This is a genomic window from Paenibacillus endoradicis (genome assembly GCF_024721975.1).
On the sequence record NZ_JANQBB010000001.1, the window covers coordinates 498,136 to 516,712 of the forward strand.

The following is an 18,577-nucleotide window of genomic DNA, read 5'->3' on the forward strand; positions in this document are numbered from 1 at the left end:
AGTGATATAGGTGGCGTTGCAGAAATGGATTTGAATTTCAGAGATGCGCTAAAACAGCGTATTTTAGTCGGCGATGGAGCTATGGGAACCTTTTTGTATAAAATGGGGTTCCCTATTGGCGTTCCATATGAACAATATAATGTGCTAAAGCCAGAAGTTGTTCTTTCTGTACACCAGCAATATGTTGATGCAGGTGCACAAGTGATTCAGACGAATACATATCAAGCCAATCGTGTCAAATTTGCACGTTATGGTATTGAGGATCAAGTAGATGAGATTAATCGTGCAGCTGTTCGACTCGCTAGACAAGCTGCAGGGGATAAAGCTTTCGTAGTAGGAACTGTTGGTTCAATCCGTGATGGTAAACGAGGAAATGTTAGAACGTTAACGTTAACTAACGCACTTCATGAACAAATTCATGCACTTTTATCTGAAAACGTGGATGGACTACTATTTGAAACTTTTTATGATCTAGAAGAGATCAAGCTTGCAGTACGTATCGCAAGAGAAGAAAGTAATATTCCGATCATTTGCCAATTTGCGGCTGAGGATTCTGGAAGAACGGTTGATGGTTATACGCTGGAAGAAGCTTTTGTTCAGTTGAAACAAGAGGGTGCAGATGTTATTGGTTTCAATTGTAGAACAGGACCAAATGGCATACTTAAATTATTAGATAGTATTGATAATAAGACGGATCTACCTTATTCCGTTTATCCAAATGCAGGTGCAGCAAGTTTTGTTGATGGGAAATACGAATATACAGCTGGACCAGACTATTTTGCGTCTATGGCAACGAAGTTTGCAGATCGCGGAGCACATATTATTGGTGGATGTTGCGGTACTACACCTAATCATGTGAAAGCAATGGCAGATGCTCTTGAAGATTATGTACCTGTTCCCGTTGAAGCGCTGAATGTATTAGTGAAAAAATCTAATAATGCAGCTACTTCTAATTCTCCTTCAAAATTCACATGGGGAACTGCTCGTCGTAATGAACAGACGATTCTCGATAAAGTGAAAGAGCGTCATACGGTTATCGTTGAGCTTGATCCACCTCGTGATCTTGATATCTCGAAGTTTATGGAAGGAGCCGCGGCTCTGAAAGAAATCGAAGTAGATGCCATTACGATGGCAGATAATTCGCTTGCTGTCACTAGAATGAGTAATCTTGCACTAGCCGCACTCGTTCAAGAACAGATAGGTATCACTCCACTAATTCATATTGCATGTCGTGATCGTAATCTTATCGGTACACAATCACATCTAATGGGATTAGATGCTCTTGGAATTGATCATGTACTAGCGGTTACAGGAGATCCTGCCCGTTTTGGTGATCTGCCAGATTCTAGTTCAGTCTATGATATGACTTCATTTGAATTAATTCGTATGACAAAGCAGCTTAATGATGGTGTAGCTTTTTCAGGTAAACCGCTTAAGCAAAGGGCTAATTTTGTAGTAGGTGCTGCTTTCAATCCTAATGTGAAACATTTAGATAAGGCAGTACAGCGATTGGAGAAGAAAATAGCAGCAGGTGCGGACTATATTATGACACAGCCTGTTTATGATGTTGGATTAATTGAACGTATTGCTGAATCAACAAAGCACTTATCCGTTCCAATATTCATTGGTATTATGCCTTTAGCAAATGGTCGAAATGCTGAATACCTTCATAACGAAGTACCAGGTATTCAACTTTCAGATGCAGTGCGAGCTCGTATGGCAGGTCTTGAAGGAGAGATTGGTCGTGCAGAAGGTGTGAAAATTGCGCAAGAGTTACTAGATTGTGCAATTAAGCATTTCAAAGGCATTTACTTGATGACACCGTTTTTACATTATAATATGGCGGTGCAACTAACAGAATACGTACACACCCAAACTCAAGCCTAATTTCGCTTGTGATTACGATGATTAGGCTGACGTAGCGGATTCGACGGCGAAGCTGCCATTCATCGCTTGCTCCAGTGCTCACGTACACAATACGTACGCTCTGCGCTTCGCTTCACTAACTTCATGTCATCTTCTTGGCACTGACAAGCGAAATACTCGAGGAAGCTTAACTTTCTTCTAGATATTCATTCATAGGAAACACTTGTGTTTCCTATGAATGTTTCTTACAGAAACATTTTAAGTGCTTACGTACACAATACGTACGCTCTGCGCTTCACTTCACTAGCTTCATGTCATCTTCTTGGTACTGACAAGCGAAATACTCGAGGAAGCTTAACTTTCTTCTAGATATTCATTCATAGGAAACACTTGTCTTTCCTATGAATGTTTCTTACAGAAATATTTTAAATACTCATATACCTATCGTTTTCGATGCATGTTTCTTGAAGAAACACATATGTTTTACAATATTTATCCGATCTTTGGGCGTTTTAGTCATTATTCTATCAATTATCGACGAAAAGCTTGTTCATAATAGAAAAATCAATTAAAATGAAGCTTATGTTATGATAGCTCTGTATAGTATGCTACTTTATTTTTTCGTCAACACTAGAATAATGAATCTTAATCTATACATCTATCAATTATGAACTGTGTGTTGCAATTGTATCTGAACTTGTTGAAAGATGCATGCGGAGGAGGATCTGGCTTGGCAATAAAGCTTATTAATATTGGATTCGGGAATATCGTTTCAGCGAATCGTATTATTTCGATCGTGAGTCCTGAATCGGCTCCGATTAAACGCATTATTCAAGAGGCGCGTGATCGACATATGTTGATTGATGCGACATATGGTCGTCGTACGCGTGCCGTAATTATTACGGACAGCGATCACGTTATATTATCTGCTGTGCAGCCAGAAACTGTTGCGCATCGTTTGTCCACGAAGGACGACGATAACGACGAATAGTACGAGGAGTTTGGAAGAAATGGGATTGTTAATTGTTTTGTCAGGTCCAGCAGGAGTAGGCAAAGGAACTGTATGTACGGCGTTACGTTCACGTATGCCTGAGCTAGTATACTCAGTATCAGCTACGACTAGACATCCGCGACCAGGCGAAATTGATGGCGTGAATTATTTTTTCAAATCTAGAGAACAATTTTTGCAGATGATCGATCATGATGCTATGCTTGAGCATGCAGAGTACGTAGGTAATTTCTACGGAACGCCGCGCGACTTTGTTGATGAGACATTAGCTAATGGTAAAAACGTCATCTTAGAAATTGAAGTTCAAGGTGCGATGAAGGTGAAGGATAAGTTTCCTGAAGCTGTCATGGTATTTTTGCTTCCACCATCACTTGCTGAGTTGAAAGCACGAATTACTGGACGCGGAACGGAAACCCTTGATACGATTAATACTAGAATGAATGTTGCAGTGGAAGAATTAAGTCTTCTTAGTCAGTATGATTACGCAGTAATGAATGATGAGATTGACAATGCTTGCGATAAAATTCGCAGCATCATTCTTGCGGAAAACTGCAGACGAGAACGTCTTCCTGCCCATATTTTAGCTATGGGTGCTGCAACAGAGAAAGCATGAGTGAGGAGAATGTCCAATGTTATATCCATCTATTGACGAACTAGTCAAAAAAGTTGACAGCAAATACACTTTAGTAGTTGCTGCTTCTAAACGTGCAAGAATGCTACGAAATGGTGAGAAGTCTGAATTAACGACTGCTCGCTCTCACAAAGCAGTTGGCTTTGCACTTGAGGAAATTTATGCTGATATGATCAAAGTTGAGCATATTCCTGGTAAAGAGAAGGATGAACAAAAAGACGAACGAAAAGACGAGCGCAGATAATAAAAGCTTAGTCTATTGCTCTTCGTTAGGAGATGTACGCATTGTAATGCGTACATCTTTTTTAATTTTGTTTGCACAAAAAGAAGGTTAAAATACTTTTAATGTTGAATTACTAAGCTTATATGGAAATATGATAAGATAGATAGTGTAACAAGAAAAAAGCTTATTATTTCTATGCGGAAAGCGATGACATCAACCTATTTTCTAGGAGGGATTGAGATGGAAAAAGTTACTTATCCAATCGGAAGATTTGTGTTTGAAGGCATGACAGCTGTGCAAAAACAAGAATGGATTGAGCAAATCGAGAAGTATCCAACATTACTAAAAGCGACAGTTGAAGGTTTTTCTCAGGAACAACTAGATACCCCATATCGCACTGGTGGTTGGACCGTAAGACAGGTTGTGCATCATGTTGCAGATTTCTCTACAAATGTACTAACTCGTTTCAAACTTGCTTTGACGGAAAATAATCCTACGATTAAACCATTCTTGGAAGAAAAATGGGCGCTTCTTAGTGATACACGTTCGATGCCAATCGAGCCAAGCCTAAGCATAATTGATGGTACGTATGCACGTTTATTCGTTTTATTAAAATCAATGAGCTCGGCTGAATTTGAAAGACAGTTTTATCATCCTGAAAAGGGTGCACAAATTTCATTGAAAGCATTTTTGTGCTTTACGAAATGGCATTCGTTTCACCATTTAGCTCATATTCAAGCATTGAAAGAACGCAATAATTGGTAACCGCAAACGAGTCCTATACTTTTTGAACTAACTTATTACACATAGATGAATAGGAGATGGCATAGTGCTACGAGGCAAGACAATTGTACTTGGAATTAGTGGAGGTATTGCAGCTTACAAGGCAGCTACGATTTGTAGCAAGCTTACAGGAGCTGGTGCTAATGTGCATGTTATTATGACAACGTCTGCTACAAAGTTCATTACGCCATTAACTCTACAGACGCTTTCCAAAAATGAAGTTCATATCGATACATTTGATGAGAATAATCCGCAGGTTGTTAATCATATCAATCTTGCAGATGCTGCGGATCTTATTCTTATTGCTCCAGCAACAGCGAATACTATTGGCAAATTAGCTAATGGTATCGCTGATGATATGCTCAGTACGACGTTACTTGCGGCTACTTGCCCTATTGTAATCGCACCTGCAATGAATGTTCATATGTATGAGCATCCTGCTGTAGTTCACAATATGAACTTACTTGCGGAGCGTGGTGCATTATTTGTAGATCCAGGTACTGGTCAACTTGCGTGTGGCTATGTAGCGAAAGGTCGTCTAGCAGAGCCAGAGGAGATTGTTGATGCTGTAAGTAATTGGCTTAGTAAGCCGCAATTACTTGCAGGTCAATCGGTCCTCGTTACTGCCGGAGGTACGATCGAACGACTTGATCCCGTCCGTTACTTAACAAATGATTCTTCTGGTAAAATGGGATTTGCTATTGCCGAAGCAGCAAGATTACTAGGTGCTGATGTTACGATCGTTGCAGGTAGAACTAGCGCAACACCACCTTCAGGGATTCGACTTGTTCGTGTGGAGTCAGCCGAGCAAATGCTAGAGGAAGTGCTAGCGCGCTATGAGCAAGCTAATGTCGTCATCAAGGCGGCAGCTGTTGCGGATTATCGTCCTCTACAACGTTATGGCCAGAAGATTAAGAAGAGTGGCGATATTCTACATCTTGAACTAGAGCGTACGACAGATATATTGCAAACACTAGGTGAAAGCAAACAAGATCAGATTTTAGTGGGATTTGCTGCTGAGACTGAACATGTCGACGAATACGCTTTGGATAAATTAAAACGTAAGCACTGTGATTTTATCGTTGCAAATGATGTTTCCGCTGAGGGAGCAGGATTTAATGGCGATACAAATATTATTACCATCTATAATAAGCAAGGTATTGTGGAGCGACTTCCGTTATTGAGTAAAGCGCAAGCAGCGGAAAGACTTATGAATATTGTAGCAGCCCGATTACAACAGATTAAGGATGATAGTCATGATCGCTAATATTATTGTAGATGTGCCGAGCCGTCAGACGGATCGGCCTTTTGATTATGAAGTGCCATTAGATATGCAACCATGGATTGAGGTTGGTAGTCGAGTGGGCGTTCCTTTTGGTGGTCGTGTACTACAAGGATTTGTTATCTCGCTTGCGATGGATACGGACTATGACAGAAGTAAGTTGAAATGTGTTTCGCAATTACTTGATCCAGTACCTCCACTCCTACCAGACCTGATTGATCTTTCGGAGTGGCTTAGTCATAAATACTGTTGTTCTCGAATTGCGTCTTTGCAAGTGATGCTTCCATCAGCCTTGAAAGGTAAGGAAGAAAAATATATCGGTTTATCTGAATTCTTTGAACAGGCAGAGCACTCAGATAAGCCGTGGTTGCAATACATTGCTGCGGAAGGTGGAGTAGTTACCTTCGATAAATTACTATCCGCTTATCCTGATGCTCATAAACATATTAAAGCAGCATTGCAGCAAAATATATTGTCTGTACGTGCCTCTGTAAAGGATCGTATAGGGATTAAAAAAATATTGACAGTAGTATTACCCGATCAACTTGATATCGCTAGAGATCAGCTGCCTGCACTTATGAAAAAGGCTCGTAAGCAATATGAAGTTCTTTCTTACATGCTAGAACATGCACAGCCACTTCCGATGCAACAATTAGTTGCAGCATTACACACTAGTTCAAGCGTTGTTCACGGATTAGTTGATAAGGGGCTATTGCGGTTGGAAGAACGAGAGCAAGCGCGCGATCCATATAAGCACCGTCAGTTTGAAGCTAGCTCAGCACTGCCTTTAACGACCTCACAGCATAGCGTATATGAACGGATTGTTACGAGTATGATTGCAGAAACTGGGCAAACGATGTTGCTCTATGGGGTTACTGGTAGTGGTAAGACAGAGGTATATTTGCAAAGTATTGCCCAGTGTCTTCAAATTGGGAAGCAAGCAATTGTACTTGTTCCTGAAATTGCCCTTACTCCGCAAATGGTTGAGCGATTCAAATCTCGCTTTGGTGATGCTGTTGCAGTCATGCATAGTCGCTTATCTGAAGGAGAACGTTTTGATGAGTGGCGGAAAATCCGTAATGAGCAAGCGCAAGTTGTCGTTGGTGCACGTTCCGCAATTTTTGCTCCATTTCAATCTATTGGACTCATCATTATCGATGAAGAGCATGAGTCATCTTATAAGCAAGAAGATACACCTAAGTATCATGCAAGAGATGTAGCAGTAAAGCGAGCTAAGCAACATGGTGCAGTAGTTGTTCTTGGTTCTGCAACGCCATCATTAGAAACTTACGTTGCTGCGAATCGTAATCCTGCGGATGGTAGTGAAGCTCCAATTCTTCATTTGCCAGAACGCGTCTCAGGTCAAGACATGCCAAAAGTTGAAATTGTTGACATGCGTGAGGAATTGCAGCGTGGTAACCGTTCGATGTTTAGTGGATCGCTTTATACAGCGTTGAAAGAGCGACTAGAAAGACAAGAGCAGACCGTCTTACTGCTCAATCGAAGAGGTTACTCTACTTTCGTTATGTGTAGATCTTGTGGTTATACAGCAACATGTCCACATTGCGATATTTCATTAACTTTTCATCAGAAAACAAGATCACTTCGTTGTCATTACTGTGGACATACAGAGTCATCACCTAAGCAATGTCCTACATGCGAATCAGAGCATATTCGATTTTTTGGAACAGGTACGCAAAAAGTTGAAGAAGAGCTTGCTAAATTATTTCCGGGTATACGTGTCATTCGTATGGATGTAGATACAACAACGGAAAAAAATTCGCATGAAAAATTACTGAAAGCATTTGGTGATCGTCAAGCAGATGTGTTATTAGGAACTCAAATGGTGGCCAAAGGTCTTGATTTCCCGTATGTTACGTTGGTTGGTGTAATCGCTGCTGATACGACATTGAATTTACCGGATTTTCGAGCAGGGGAACGTACATTCCAATTATTAACGCAAGTTGCTGGTAGAGCAGGTAGACATCATCTAAGTGGAGAGGTTATTATTCAAACATATAACCCTGATCATTATGCCATTACTGCAGCACAATATCATAATTATGAACAATTTATTGAAGAAGAGCTGTCATTGCGTGCTATAATGGCATATCCGCCGTATTGTAGATTAATTCTAATTACAATGTCACATGAACAACTTCCATTACTTTCGGATGTAAGTCAGCGCTTTGTGACAGAGCTACGAGAATTAGCAGAATATGAAGGTGTGCTTGTCCCTTTACGTAGTCGTATGATGCGTGCGCTTGAAATATTAGGACCGGTTGCATCACCTCTTGCTAGAATCAAGGATCGCTACAGGTATCAATGTGTGATAAAATATCGTGGTAGTATCGATGCGGGAAGTCTTGTACAACGAGCTATAAGTCCGTTTCTTGAAGGTAATGCAAAAAATAAGGTGTTGTTCAGTGTGGATGTTGATCCACAGGTAATACTGTAAGATGAAGTTCAAATAGCAGACTTTGATAACGATGAGCATGCTAACGTAGAATATTCGACATCAAATATAAAGCGGACTTTGATAACGATGATTGACTAGGTAGCATATTCTATATTGAATATGAAGCGAACTTGGCAAGTCTAGTATAAGCTTCCGAGGTATGTTTCTTTCAGAAACATTGTAGGTCTGCGTGTACCAATAACGTACACTAGAAATAGTTTAAGTTTATGAAAAGTTTTGGAGGTCATTTTATGAGTATTCGTCTAATTGTTAAAGAACCAGATCAGGTGTTGCGAGAAATCGCGAAACCAGTTACTAAATTCAATTCAAACTTAAAAAAATTATTAAAAGATATGGCTGAAACGATGTATGATGCAGATGGAGTAGGTCTTGCAGCGCCACAAATCGGGATATCTAAACGAGTTATAGTTGTAGATGTCGGCGATGAGAATGGTCTAGTCGAAATGGTTAACCCTGTCATTATTGAACGTGATGGTGAACAGTTAGGTCCAGAAGGCTGTTTAAGTATTCCTAATATTAACGGCGAAGTACTTCGTGCTGATCATATTGTCGTTCAAGGACAGGATAGTGATGGCGAAACTTTTACTGTTGAAGCAACTGGCTATTTTTCGCGTGCGTTTCAACATGAAGTTGATCATTTGAATGGAGTACTGTTCACAGATATTGCACTTAATACGTACGATGTTTCTGATCAGGTACGAAAAGGCGGCGAAAGATAATATGCGTATCGTTTTCATGGGGACACCGACATTCGCTGTCCCTTCTCTACGTACTTTAATTGAAGAAGGTTATAACGTAGTAGCAGTTGTATCACAACCAGATCGTCCGAAAGGGCGCAAAAAAGTGCTCACACCGCCACCTGTGAAAGAAGCGGCATTAGAGCTTGGGTTACCGGTCATTCAACCTGAACGAATGCGTAGTGAAGAGGCGGTAGCTGAAGTTGCTAGCTATAATCCGGATCTGATTATTACAGCTGCGTACGGTCAAATCCTACCTAAAGCTGTGCTCGATTTGCCTAAGTTCGGTTGTATTAATGTTCATGGTTCTTTACTTCCTCGTTATCGTGGAGGTGCTCCTATTCAACGCTCTATTATTAATGGTGAGTCTGAGACTGGAGTAACGATTATGTATATGGCTATTGGACTTGACACTGGGGATATGCTTAGTCGTGTTGCACTTCCTATTACGGATGAAGATAATTCAGGCACGATGTTTGAAAAGCTTAGCCTTGCTGGGGCGCAATTGCTCAAGGAAACTTTACCGCCGCTTCTTGCCGGTGAGCTGCCTGCAGTTGCTCAGAATGAAGATGAGGCGACCTATGCATCTAATTTAACTCGTGAAGATGAGCGTATTGATTGGACGCAGTCTGCAAGATCGATCTTTAATCAAGTACGCGGATTGTCACCAATGGCTGGTGCTTTTACGTATTTGAATAATGAACCTTTCAAGATTTGGGCATGTAAGCCGTTGTCTGCACATGCTGATGCAACAACAGTTGGCACAATAATTGCTGCCAGTTCAGAAGGAATTACAGTGCAGACTGGTGATGGTCAATTATTACTTACCCAAGTTCAGCCTGCAGGCAAGCGTATGATGGATGTCGCGGATTGGCTGCAAGGCGCAAGAGCAATTATAGGTGTTGAACTCGTTTCAGCCGTACAGGAGTAGACTATGAATAAGAAACCTTCAACATATAGACGAGCTTCATCTACTAATAAAGCTAAGTCTAGTAATGGAGCTCCTGGTAACATTCAGGGACAAGCTGCGCAACCAAAACCGAAATCTGCACGTCTAATTGCTTTAGAGGTGCTAGTTAAAGTCGAGGAAGCAGGAGCTTATAGTAATTTGCAATTGAATAAGACGTTACAAGAACAACAATTATCAAGGCAGGATGCTGCACTTACAACGGAAATCGTGTACGGTACGATTAGTCGAAAGTTAACGATCGATTATTGGTTATCTAAGTTTGTTGCTAAAGGCTTGCATAAGTTACAACCGTGGGTACATCAATTGCTAAGACTTAGTATTTATCAATTGGTGTGGTTGGATCGAATTCCTCCACATGCTGTTGTAAACGAAGCAGTAAATATTGCAAAGCGTAAAGGGCATCAAGGGATCTCTAGTATGGTTAATGGTGTTTTACGCAGCGCCATTCGTGGTCAAGCGGATCTTGTTATTAGTGGAATCCATTTGCCAAATAAAGTAGAGATGCTATCTGTTCGCTACTCATTTCCCGAGTGGCTTGTGAAGCGTTGGTTAGATGAGTATGGCTTTAAGACTACAGAGCAAATATTGAGTAGTAGCAATGAGGTGCCGCATAGCTCTATTCGTGTTAACACGATGAAAGCAACAGTAGCAGAAGTATTGCAAGCACTTGAATCAGAAGGTCTTAATGCATCAGTGTCACCACTTGCACCAGCTGGTATTAATGTACATCGTGGAGGGCATCTTGCTGGATTAGCTGGATTTGCTAGTGGGCAGTGGTCTCTGCAAGATGAAAGCTCTATGCTCGTAGCAGAAGTGTTACAACCTAAACCAGGGATGCTCGTTTTGGATGCTTGTGCTGCACCAGGTGGCAAAAGCATGCATATCGGAGAATTAATGCAAGGTAAAGGGAAATTAATTTCTAATGATTTGCATGAGCATAAGCGTCAATTAATTGAAGATCAAGCGAAGCGTCTGGGGCTGACACATATTGAGACGATGAGTGGAGATGCAATTGCACTTGCTGATCGTCTGCAGAAACAAAGTTTTGATGCGATACTGCTTGATGCCCCGTGCAGTGGTTTCGGCGTTATTCGCCGCAAACCTGAAATTAAGTGGACCAAAGAGAATAGTGATGTAGCAGCAATAGCTACGATTCAAAGTAAATTGCTTGATGCAATGAGTGATCTTGTGAAGCCAGGTGGTACATTAGTATATAGTACATGTACAATCGCTAAAGAAGAGAACGAAATGCAGATTGCTCAGTTTCTTGCTAGAAACCCTCAGTATAAATTAGATACTGGGTGGCCACAACCACTGCTAGAGTCGCTAAGATCGCAAGGGATTATCGACGATTCATTCGATGGTCAATTACAGTTACTGCCACAATATGCGAATAGTGATGGATTTTTCATAGCCCGTCTAGTTCGACACAATTAAGCTAAGATTAGCTTGTCATAATGGGCTGCAAGTTGACATAACATTGACAGATGGCTCGAGAGCCGCGTTTATGCTAAAATATATTGAAACATGCTTTATTATCGCTTTGCGAAAATGAAGCACCTATAAACTATACAGGTGTGATGAGATGAAACCATTTATTTATGACTATAGACACGAAGAATTGCAAGAATGGATGAAAGAGATCGGTGAGCCAGTTTTCCGTGCTGATCAAGTATTTGACTGGATTTATGTGAAACGTGTAACAAGCTTTGAACAAATGACGAACTTATCTAAAAGTCTTCGTCAAGCATTAACGGATAAATTCGAATTTCTAACATTAACAGAAATTACGAAATTCGAGTCTCGAGACGGTACTGTGAAATTCTTGTTTGGTTTACAAGATAATCATGCGATTGAAACTGTTATTATGCGACATAGCTATGGAAATAGCGTATGTGTAACGACTCAAGTTGGTTGTCGTATTGGTTGTACCTTCTGTGCGTCTACACTTGGCGGTTTGAAACGTAACTTAACAGCTGGAGAAATTGTTGCTCAAGTTGTCACTTCACAAATGATGCTTGATGCTACAGGTGAGCGTGTATCTAGTATTGTTATTATGGGTTCTGGTGAACCATTTGAAAACTACGATGCTACAATGACGTTTTTACGTAATATGATTCATGAGAAGGGCTTGAATATTGGTCAACGCCATATTACCGTTTCTACTAGCGGAATTGTACCAAGTATTTACAAATTCGCTGATGAAAACACACAAATTAATTTGGCTCTATCCATTCATGCTCCAAATGATAAGTTACGTTCTAAGCTTATGCCAGTTAACCGACGCTTCCCATTTGATGATGTTATTGAATCGATTCGCTATTACCAAGCGAAAACAGGCCGTCGTATTTCTTTTGAATATGCGCTTATCGGCGGTGTAAACGATCAAGTGGAACATGCAGAAGAGTTAGCTAGTGTAATCAAAGATATGTTATGTCATGTTAACTTAATTCCAGTTAACCATGTACCTGAGCGAGACTACGTACGTACTCCACGTAATGATATCTTTGAATTTGCCAGAGTATTAGAAAAAAATAACATCAATGTAACGATACGACGAGAGCAAGGTCATGATATTGCAGCTGCTTGTGGGCAATTAAGAGCCAAACATATGGAATCTACGGCGAGGTGATTACGTTTGTTAATGGTTAGTCGCAGTGATATTGGAAGAATTCGTCAAGTGAATGAGGATTCTGCGTTAACAGGGAATATTAATGACCAACTTTCGTTTGCTATTGTAGCAGACGGAATGGGTGGTCATCAGGCTGGAGATGTTGCGAGTCAAATCGCGGTTAAAGCTTTTCAGCGTATTCTGCAGCAACATGAAGAAATTACAAATTGGAGCGCAGAAGACGGTAAACGTCTGATGCGAATTGCTATTCGTCAAGCAAATGATGAAATATTCCAATTAGCTAAACATATGGAACAATATCATAATATGGGCACAACGATTGTTGCTGCCCTATTATGGGATCACATGATCATTGTTGGGCATGTTGGTGATAGCCGCGCTTATCGTATCAATGAACAAGGCATCCATCAGCTAACTGAAGATCATTCTTTAGTGAATGCGTTGGTACAATCGGGACAATTAACGGCCGAAGAGGCTGAGCATCATCCCCGAAAAAATGTATTAACCCGTGCGATCGGTACAGATGATGATGTCGAAGTAGATGTTCGTATTATCGAATGGGATAGCCGTGATATTTTGCTTTTATGTAGTGATGGCTTATCAAATCGCGTTAGCGAGTCTCAACTTCATCAAATTGTAATGAGTCAGCAACCACTTGCAACAAGTGCAGATCAATTAATTCTACTTGCTAATGAGGCTGGTGGGGAAGACAACATTACACTTGTTCTTTATGATCAAAACGGTCATGTACAAGGAAAGGAGGAGACACTATGATTGGACACGATCTTGCTGGTCGCTATGAGATAATTTCTCGTATAGGCGGTGGCGGAATGGCTTTAGTATATAAAGCGCATGATGTACTGCTTAATCGGAAAGTAGCGGTCAAAGTATTACGACAACAATTTGTTCATGATGAAGAGTTTATTCGTCGGTTTCGTCGTGAAGGTCAATCAGCAGCGGCACTTTCTCATCCTAATGTTGTAAGTATATATGACGTTGGTCAAGAAGAAGATATTCATTATATCGTTATGGAGTATGTAGAAGGCCATAATTTGAATGAAATTATTGTAGAGCGAGCTCCTCTTCAAATTGAAGAAGCAGTTCACATCGCACAGCAAATATGTGAGGCGCTTGATCACGCACATACGAATCATATTATTCATCGTGATATTAAGCCTCACAACATTCTTATTGGTAATAATGGTAGAGTGAAAGTAACTGATTTCGGTATTGCTAGAGCAGTAACTTCCTCAACGATTACACATACTGGTTCTGTTGTTGGATCTGTACATTATTTTTCACCTGAACACGCTAAAGGTGTGAATACAGGTGAGAAATCGGACTTATATTCTTTGGGAATCGTACTATATCAGATGTTAACTGCTCAACTCCCATTTTTTGGTGAGAGTCCAATTAGCATTGCATTGAAACATTTGCAAGATGATTTTGAAGAGCCTAGAGTTGCCAATTCGCATATTCCTCAATCAGTAGAAAATATCATTTTGAAATCAATGCGGAAAAATCCGAATGAACGCTATCATTCAGCAAAAGCAATGATGGAGGATTTAGAGACATGCCTTCAACCACATCGTCTGTATGAACCGAAAATTGTATTCAGTCAAGTAGATGAAATGCAGGAAACAAAAGTTATGCCTGCTATTCGTTCTTCGCAAATGCAAGATATGAATACTACCCGCACGCAGCAGGCAACGGGACCTGTAAGTAATACGGTGAGGATTGAAGACACTACGGCAATGAAAACTACAGCACTGGAAGACTCTGAGCTTACAAAGAAAGAAAACAATTGGAAGAAACCATTGATTGTCGTTCTTGTAACATTAGTTTTCTTGGCTGCGTTAATATGGGGATTTTTCAAGTTATTAGATACTTGGCAAACAGACGATGTCGACATACCTTATGTTGTAGACTTGACAGAGGAACAAGCTCGTGAAGCTATTGAGGAAAAAGGTTTGAGAGTTAAAGAACCAGTAACGCGTGAAACAAGTAAGGTTGTTCCACTAGGTAACGTTATGGAGCAATCGAAGATGAATATGAAGGTGAAGGTTGGATCTTTTATCGAATTAATTATCAGTAGCGGACCTGAGCTGAAACAACTACCTAACTATGTTGGTGGAATGAAAACAGCTACAATTAATTCCCTTGTAGAGCTTGGTATTAAGGAGTCTCAGCTCGAATTTATCGAAGTCAACGATGACTCTGAGGTAGGTACTATACTTGAGCAGACACCAAGTTCAGGTTCTGAAATTAATCCTGATGATGTGAAAATTACATTTACAGTAAGCTCTGGACCAGAGACGTTTGATATGCCAACTCTAGAGGGCAAAAAATTAGCTGATGTTAAAGATATTTTGAAAGCTTATGGTTTAATACTTGAAGAAGGTAATATTAAGTATGAGGCTAGTTATTTGTTCGAAAAAGACGAAGTTATTAGCCAAAATGTATTGCCTAATGAGAAAGTTGTTAAAGGTAGTAAAATCTCGATTGTTGTAAGTTCAGGGCAACCTAAGGATGCCAAAAACTATGTGTTTAATGTGCGTATTTCACCTGCGAACAGTGATTCTGCAAGTGAAGTGGAAATTATTTATTCCGATGCTCGTGGTGAAAATATGAAGCTTGATACACGTACGATTACAAGTACGGTTGATATTCCAGTAACGCTTGTGCTTGACCCTGATACGGTAGCAAGAGTATCTGTAACCCGAGATGGTACGTTCATGGATATCAAAGAAATCAGATATAAAGATATTTCAAAAGGTTCAACAACTGGATTGGAAATTCCAGGTAATGTTGTTCAACCGACTGCAACACCTACAACTACAGAAACTAACCCTACTCCACCGGGTGGGTCAGACCAAAATACGGAGGGTAACGAACATAATGAGCAAAACGAGCAATCCACGGAAACATTTGCAGAAGAATAATGAGACAACTACAGATTCTTCCGCTAGTCTCCAGGGAGTGATTGTTAAAGCACTGAGTGGTTATTATTACGTTCAACCTCAACATGATCGGATTTCTTCTAGCACGGTTCAATGCCGTGCTAGAGGAGTATTTAAGAACAGAGGCCTTACTCCTTTAGTAGGCGATGATGTACTCTATGTACCTACAGAAAATGGAGAAGGAACTGTTGTAGAATTACTTCCTCGTCATTCAGAATTAATACGTCCAGCTGTGGCGAATGTTGACCTTGCTATTCTCGTATTTTCTGTGCATGAGCCTGCCCTTAATTTACAATTGTTAGATAAGTTCTTACTTCATATTGAGCATGCAGGAATTCAACCTGTTCTTTGCTTAAGCAAGCAAGATTTATCTCATGATCCCAATAGTAAGGAATCATTGCAGGAAGAGGCGCTCAAAAGTATCGAGGAAGTCACTCGCATCTACAGTAATTTAGGCTATGAAATTTATGGGACGAGTTCTGTGGAGCATGAAGGAATATCCCCTTTACATGAAAGGTTGAAAGGGCATGTATCTGTGTTTGCTGGACAATCCGGAGTAGGGAAATCTTCGCTTTTGAATGCACTAGTTCCTGGATTGACACTAGAAACCAATGAAATAAGTAATCGGCTAGGACGCGGTAAGCATACAACTCGTCATGTAGAACTTATTGATATTGGCGGGGGCTATGTTGCAGACACGCCTGGTTTCAGCCAGCTTGATTTTACGGAGCTTGGTATTTCGGATCTTGCGTATGGTTTTATAGAAATGCGCGAGCTTGCCCCAGAGTGTAAGTTTAGAGGTTGCTCGCATGTTCAGGAGCCCGGTTGTGCCGTACTTGAACAACTTGCAGCAGGAAAGATTGAAGCAAGCAGGCATGAACATTATATAACCTTTCTTGCAGAACTCAAAGATCAAAAACGGAGGTACTAACAGTCATGACTATTATTGCACCATCTATTTTATCCGCTGATTTTTCTCAATTAGGTCAAGAAATTCAATCCATAGAAGCGGCAGGAGCGGATTGGGTACATATCGATGTAATGGACGGTCACTTTGTGCCTAACCTTACATTTGGCCCTCCGGTTATTGCTGCGGTTCGGTCTAAGACGAAACTGCCTTTTGATGTTCATCTTATGATTGAACGTCCTGACCAATACATTGCTGATTATATTGCTGCTGGCGCTGATCGTATTACGATTCATCTGGAAGCCTGTGCTCATCTTCATAGAACAATCTATTCAATTAAGGAAAAAGGTCTTCCTGTAGGTGTAGCTCTTAATCCAGCTACACCGGTTTCTTCGTTGATACCGATTCTTAATGATATCGATATGGTTCTTATTATGACGGTTAATCCTGGATTTGGTGGACAATCATTTATTCCGTATTCAGTAACTAAGCTTCGTGAATTACGAGCGCTCTTACAACAAGGTGAACTATCTCATATCGATGTGCAAGTAGATGGTGGTATTAATGCGCAGACAGCGCAGCTTGTTCGTGATGCAGGCGCTAATGTCCTTGTAGCGGGCAATGCTGTATTTAATGCTCCTAGTCGTGCTGAAGCTATAGCCTCATTACGTTAATAGGAGGAGGTAATTCGTATGAAATTTAATATTAAAACTTTCGTTTGGGTCATCTTGTACGCGATGATGGCTGGTGGAACGTTATCGTTATTTACTACGATAAGTTCGTTTATTAAATATTTGTTTTCATTATTGGCTGTCTATATCGGCGTTCGATTTTTTAGGCGCTTCGAAACGATCGGCTTACGAATTACGTTTATCGTATTAGCAATCATTATGTTCTTTATAGGTGTCTTTATTACGGTCGTTTATCAAAGTTTGACTAATCCAGACTTTTTATTAGGTCAGTAATCAAAATTTGGGCTTGAAATAATCTTTCTTTGAAGCATGTGGTGGCATACGTTGCGCTCTTTTTGCATATTATGATTACAAGAGTGGAGCTCACACGGAAAATGTAACCGCGTGTTTCGAGGAGGGGTGGACATGAAGTTCTATACCATTAAATTACCTAAATTTTTGGGTGGATTTGTAAAAGCAGTGTTGAATACATTCCAAAAAAGCTAACAACATAATGCTGGCTGTCGCAATCGCAACTCCATGGAGGCGTACAACCTTACAACAAAAAAAGCACCTGAAGATTCAGGTGCTTTTGTCTATGGCAAATTACACACGAGTAATTTTACCAGACTTCAACGCGCGAGCGCTGATGTATACACGTTTTGGTTTACCATCCACAAGGATACGAACCTTTTGAACGTTAACTCCCCAAGTACGACGAGTTGTGTTGTTCGCGTGAGATTTGTTGTTACCACTTCCAGGCGCTTTGCCAGTTACGAAACATTTGCGGGACATAAGTACACCTCCTTCACCAAATATCAAGTGTTCTTGCTTTAACAGCTCATTGCCTTTACAGCTATGTAAAGACTATGCTACTTGAATGATTAATCATGCATATTACTTCTAATATAAACAGACCTAAATATCGTAACATAAAGTTGATCCCTGTTCAACCTAATTCTAATTGAAATGTTGTGAAATTTCACTATACTCTTCAATAAAATCAATGTTTATAGTACAATGTAAATTAGTCCATAATATATGGCAAGGGAGTGAATAGTTATGCCGATACAATTAGATAATGATTATGGTCAGATCAATGTATCTGATAGTTGTATTGCCACAATTGCTGGTTCTGCCGCTATGGAATGTTATGGGCTCGTAGGAATGGCTTCACGAAATGGACTTAAAGATGGACTCGCAGTGCTTCTAGGTCGAGACAATTGGACTAAGGGTGTTGAAATAAGACAAGATCAACATGGTGTATATATTGATTTGTATATTATTGTGAGTTATGGAACGAAAATTTCTGAAGTAGCGAATAATATTCGTTCTAAAGTAACCTATGTGTTAAATGATGTAATAGGCCTTGCAGTTAACGAAGTTAACATTTTCGTTCAAGATGTAAGGGTATCTACCTAGCAGGA

Annotated in this window: 19 protein-coding genes; 18 read left to right on the top strand and 1 reads right to left on the bottom strand. The window is 40.3% G+C overall.

The features are described from left to right. Positions 1–24 precede the first annotated feature (24 nt). The 17 genes from NV377_RS02170 (at position 25) to spoVM (ending at position 17,657) form a co-directional block, all read left to right on the top strand. Positions 25–1,887, top strand: a complete 1,863-nt coding sequence (locus NV377_RS02170; RefSeq protein ID WP_258199529.1) for a bifunctional homocysteine S-methyltransferase/methylenetetrahydrofolate reductase — start codon at positions 25–27, stop codon at positions 1,885–1,887. Between the two features lie 709 nt (positions 1,888–2,596). After that, positions 2,597–2,857, top strand: a complete 261-nt coding sequence (remA, locus tag NV377_RS02175; protein ID WP_005548256.1) for an extracellular matrix/biofilm regulator RemA — start codon at positions 2,597–2,599, stop codon at positions 2,855–2,857. A gap of 19 nt (positions 2,858–2,876) precedes the next feature. Further along, positions 2,877–3,488, top strand: a complete 612-nt coding sequence (gmk, locus tag NV377_RS02180; RefSeq protein WP_258199530.1) for a guanylate kinase — start codon at positions 2,877–2,879, stop codon at positions 3,486–3,488. 16 nt (positions 3,489–3,504) lie between these two features. After that, complete coding sequence (gene rpoZ / locus NV377_RS02185) at positions 3,505–3,750, top strand: DNA-directed RNA polymerase subunit omega (protein WP_258199531.1); 246 nt, start codon at positions 3,505–3,507, stop codon at positions 3,748–3,750. A gap of 219 nt (positions 3,751–3,969) precedes the next feature. Beyond that, complete coding sequence (locus NV377_RS02190; protein ID WP_258199532.1) at positions 3,970–4,494, top strand: YfiT family bacillithiol transferase; 525 nt, start codon at positions 3,970–3,972, stop codon at positions 4,492–4,494. A 64-nt stretch (positions 4,495–4,558) separates the two neighbouring features. Next, a complete protein-coding gene (gene coaBC / locus NV377_RS02195) occupies positions 4,559–5,779 on the top strand; it encodes a bifunctional phosphopantothenoylcysteine decarboxylase/phosphopantothenate--cysteine ligase CoaBC (RefSeq protein ID WP_258199533.1) in 1,221 nt (406 codons plus the stop codon). Further along, positions 5,769–8,252 carry a primosomal protein N' gene (priA, locus tag NV377_RS02200; RefSeq protein WP_258199534.1) on the top strand — a complete coding sequence of 828 codons (2,484 nt, stop codon included), beginning with the start codon at positions 5,769–5,771 and terminating at the stop codon, positions 8,250–8,252. Before coaBC ends, priA begins: the two co-directional genes overlap by 11 nt. Before the next feature lie 251 nt (positions 8,253–8,503). Continuing rightward, complete coding sequence (gene def, locus NV377_RS02205; protein WP_258199535.1) at positions 8,504–8,992, top strand: peptide deformylase; 489 nt, start codon at positions 8,504–8,506, stop codon at positions 8,990–8,992. Position 8,993: 1 nt separating this feature from the next. Then, positions 8,994–9,941: a methionyl-tRNA formyltransferase gene (fmt, locus tag NV377_RS02210; RefSeq protein WP_258199536.1), complete on the top strand. Its 948-nt coding sequence runs from the start codon at positions 8,994–8,996 to the stop codon at positions 9,939–9,941. A gap of 3 nt (positions 9,942–9,944) precedes the next feature. Further along, positions 9,945–11,417, top strand: coding sequence for a 16S rRNA (cytosine(967)-C(5))-methyltransferase RsmB (gene rsmB / locus NV377_RS02215; protein ID WP_258199537.1), 1,473 nt, complete (start codon positions 9,945–9,947; stop codon positions 11,415–11,417). A 148-nt stretch (positions 11,418–11,565) separates the two neighbouring features. Continuing rightward, complete coding sequence (gene rlmN, locus NV377_RS02220; protein WP_258199538.1) at positions 11,566–12,612, top strand: dual-specificity RNA methyltransferase RlmN; 1,047 nt, start codon at positions 11,566–11,568, stop codon at positions 12,610–12,612. Between the two features lie 12 nt (positions 12,613–12,624). Continuing rightward, the gene (locus NV377_RS02225) at positions 12,625–13,386 is read left to right on the top strand and encodes a Stp1/IreP family PP2C-type Ser/Thr phosphatase (RefSeq protein WP_258199539.1); all 762 of its coding nucleotides are present in this window, start codon (positions 12,625–12,627) and stop codon (positions 13,384–13,386) included. After that, on the top strand, positions 13,383–15,554 hold the full coding sequence (pknB, locus tag NV377_RS02230; protein WP_258199540.1) for a Stk1 family PASTA domain-containing Ser/Thr kinase: 2,172 nt from the start codon (positions 13,383–13,385) through the stop codon (positions 15,552–15,554). The genes NV377_RS02225 and pknB overlap by 4 nt, the downstream gene beginning before the upstream one ends. Next, the gene (gene rsgA, locus NV377_RS02235) at positions 15,511–16,503 is read left to right on the top strand and encodes a ribosome small subunit-dependent GTPase A (RefSeq protein ID WP_258199541.1); all 993 of its coding nucleotides are present in this window, start codon (positions 15,511–15,513) and stop codon (positions 16,501–16,503) included. Before pknB ends, rsgA begins: the two co-directional genes overlap by 44 nt. 5 nt (positions 16,504–16,508) lie before the next feature. Further along, entirely contained in the window at positions 16,509–17,153 is a 645-nt protein-coding gene (gene rpe / locus NV377_RS02240) for a ribulose-phosphate 3-epimerase (protein ID WP_258199542.1), read from the top strand. Positions 17,154–17,171: 18 nt separating this feature from the next. Further along, positions 17,172–17,444, top strand: coding sequence for a hypothetical protein (locus tag NV377_RS02245; RefSeq protein ID WP_258199543.1), 273 nt, complete (start codon positions 17,172–17,174; stop codon positions 17,442–17,444). 132 nt (positions 17,445–17,576) lie between these two features. Then, on the top strand, positions 17,577–17,657 hold the full coding sequence (gene spoVM, locus NV377_RS02250; protein ID WP_258200341.1) for a stage V sporulation protein SpoVM: 81 nt from the start codon (positions 17,577–17,579) through the stop codon (positions 17,655–17,657). A gap of 99 nt (positions 17,658–17,756) precedes the next feature. Here spoVM and rpmB read toward each other — a convergent pair whose 3' ends face one another. Beyond that, on the bottom strand, positions 17,757–17,945 hold the full coding sequence (rpmB, locus tag NV377_RS02255; protein ID WP_258199544.1) for a 50S ribosomal protein L28: 189 nt from the start codon (positions 17,943–17,945) through the stop codon (positions 17,757–17,759). Positions 17,946–18,212: 267 nt separating this feature from the next. Between rpmB and NV377_RS02260 the strand changes: the two genes are divergently transcribed. After that, positions 18,213–18,572 carry an Asp23/Gls24 family envelope stress response protein gene (locus tag NV377_RS02260; protein ID WP_258199545.1) on the top strand — a complete coding sequence of 120 codons (360 nt, stop codon included), beginning with the start codon at positions 18,213–18,215 and terminating at the stop codon, positions 18,570–18,572. Positions 18,573–18,577 lie beyond the last annotated feature (5 nt).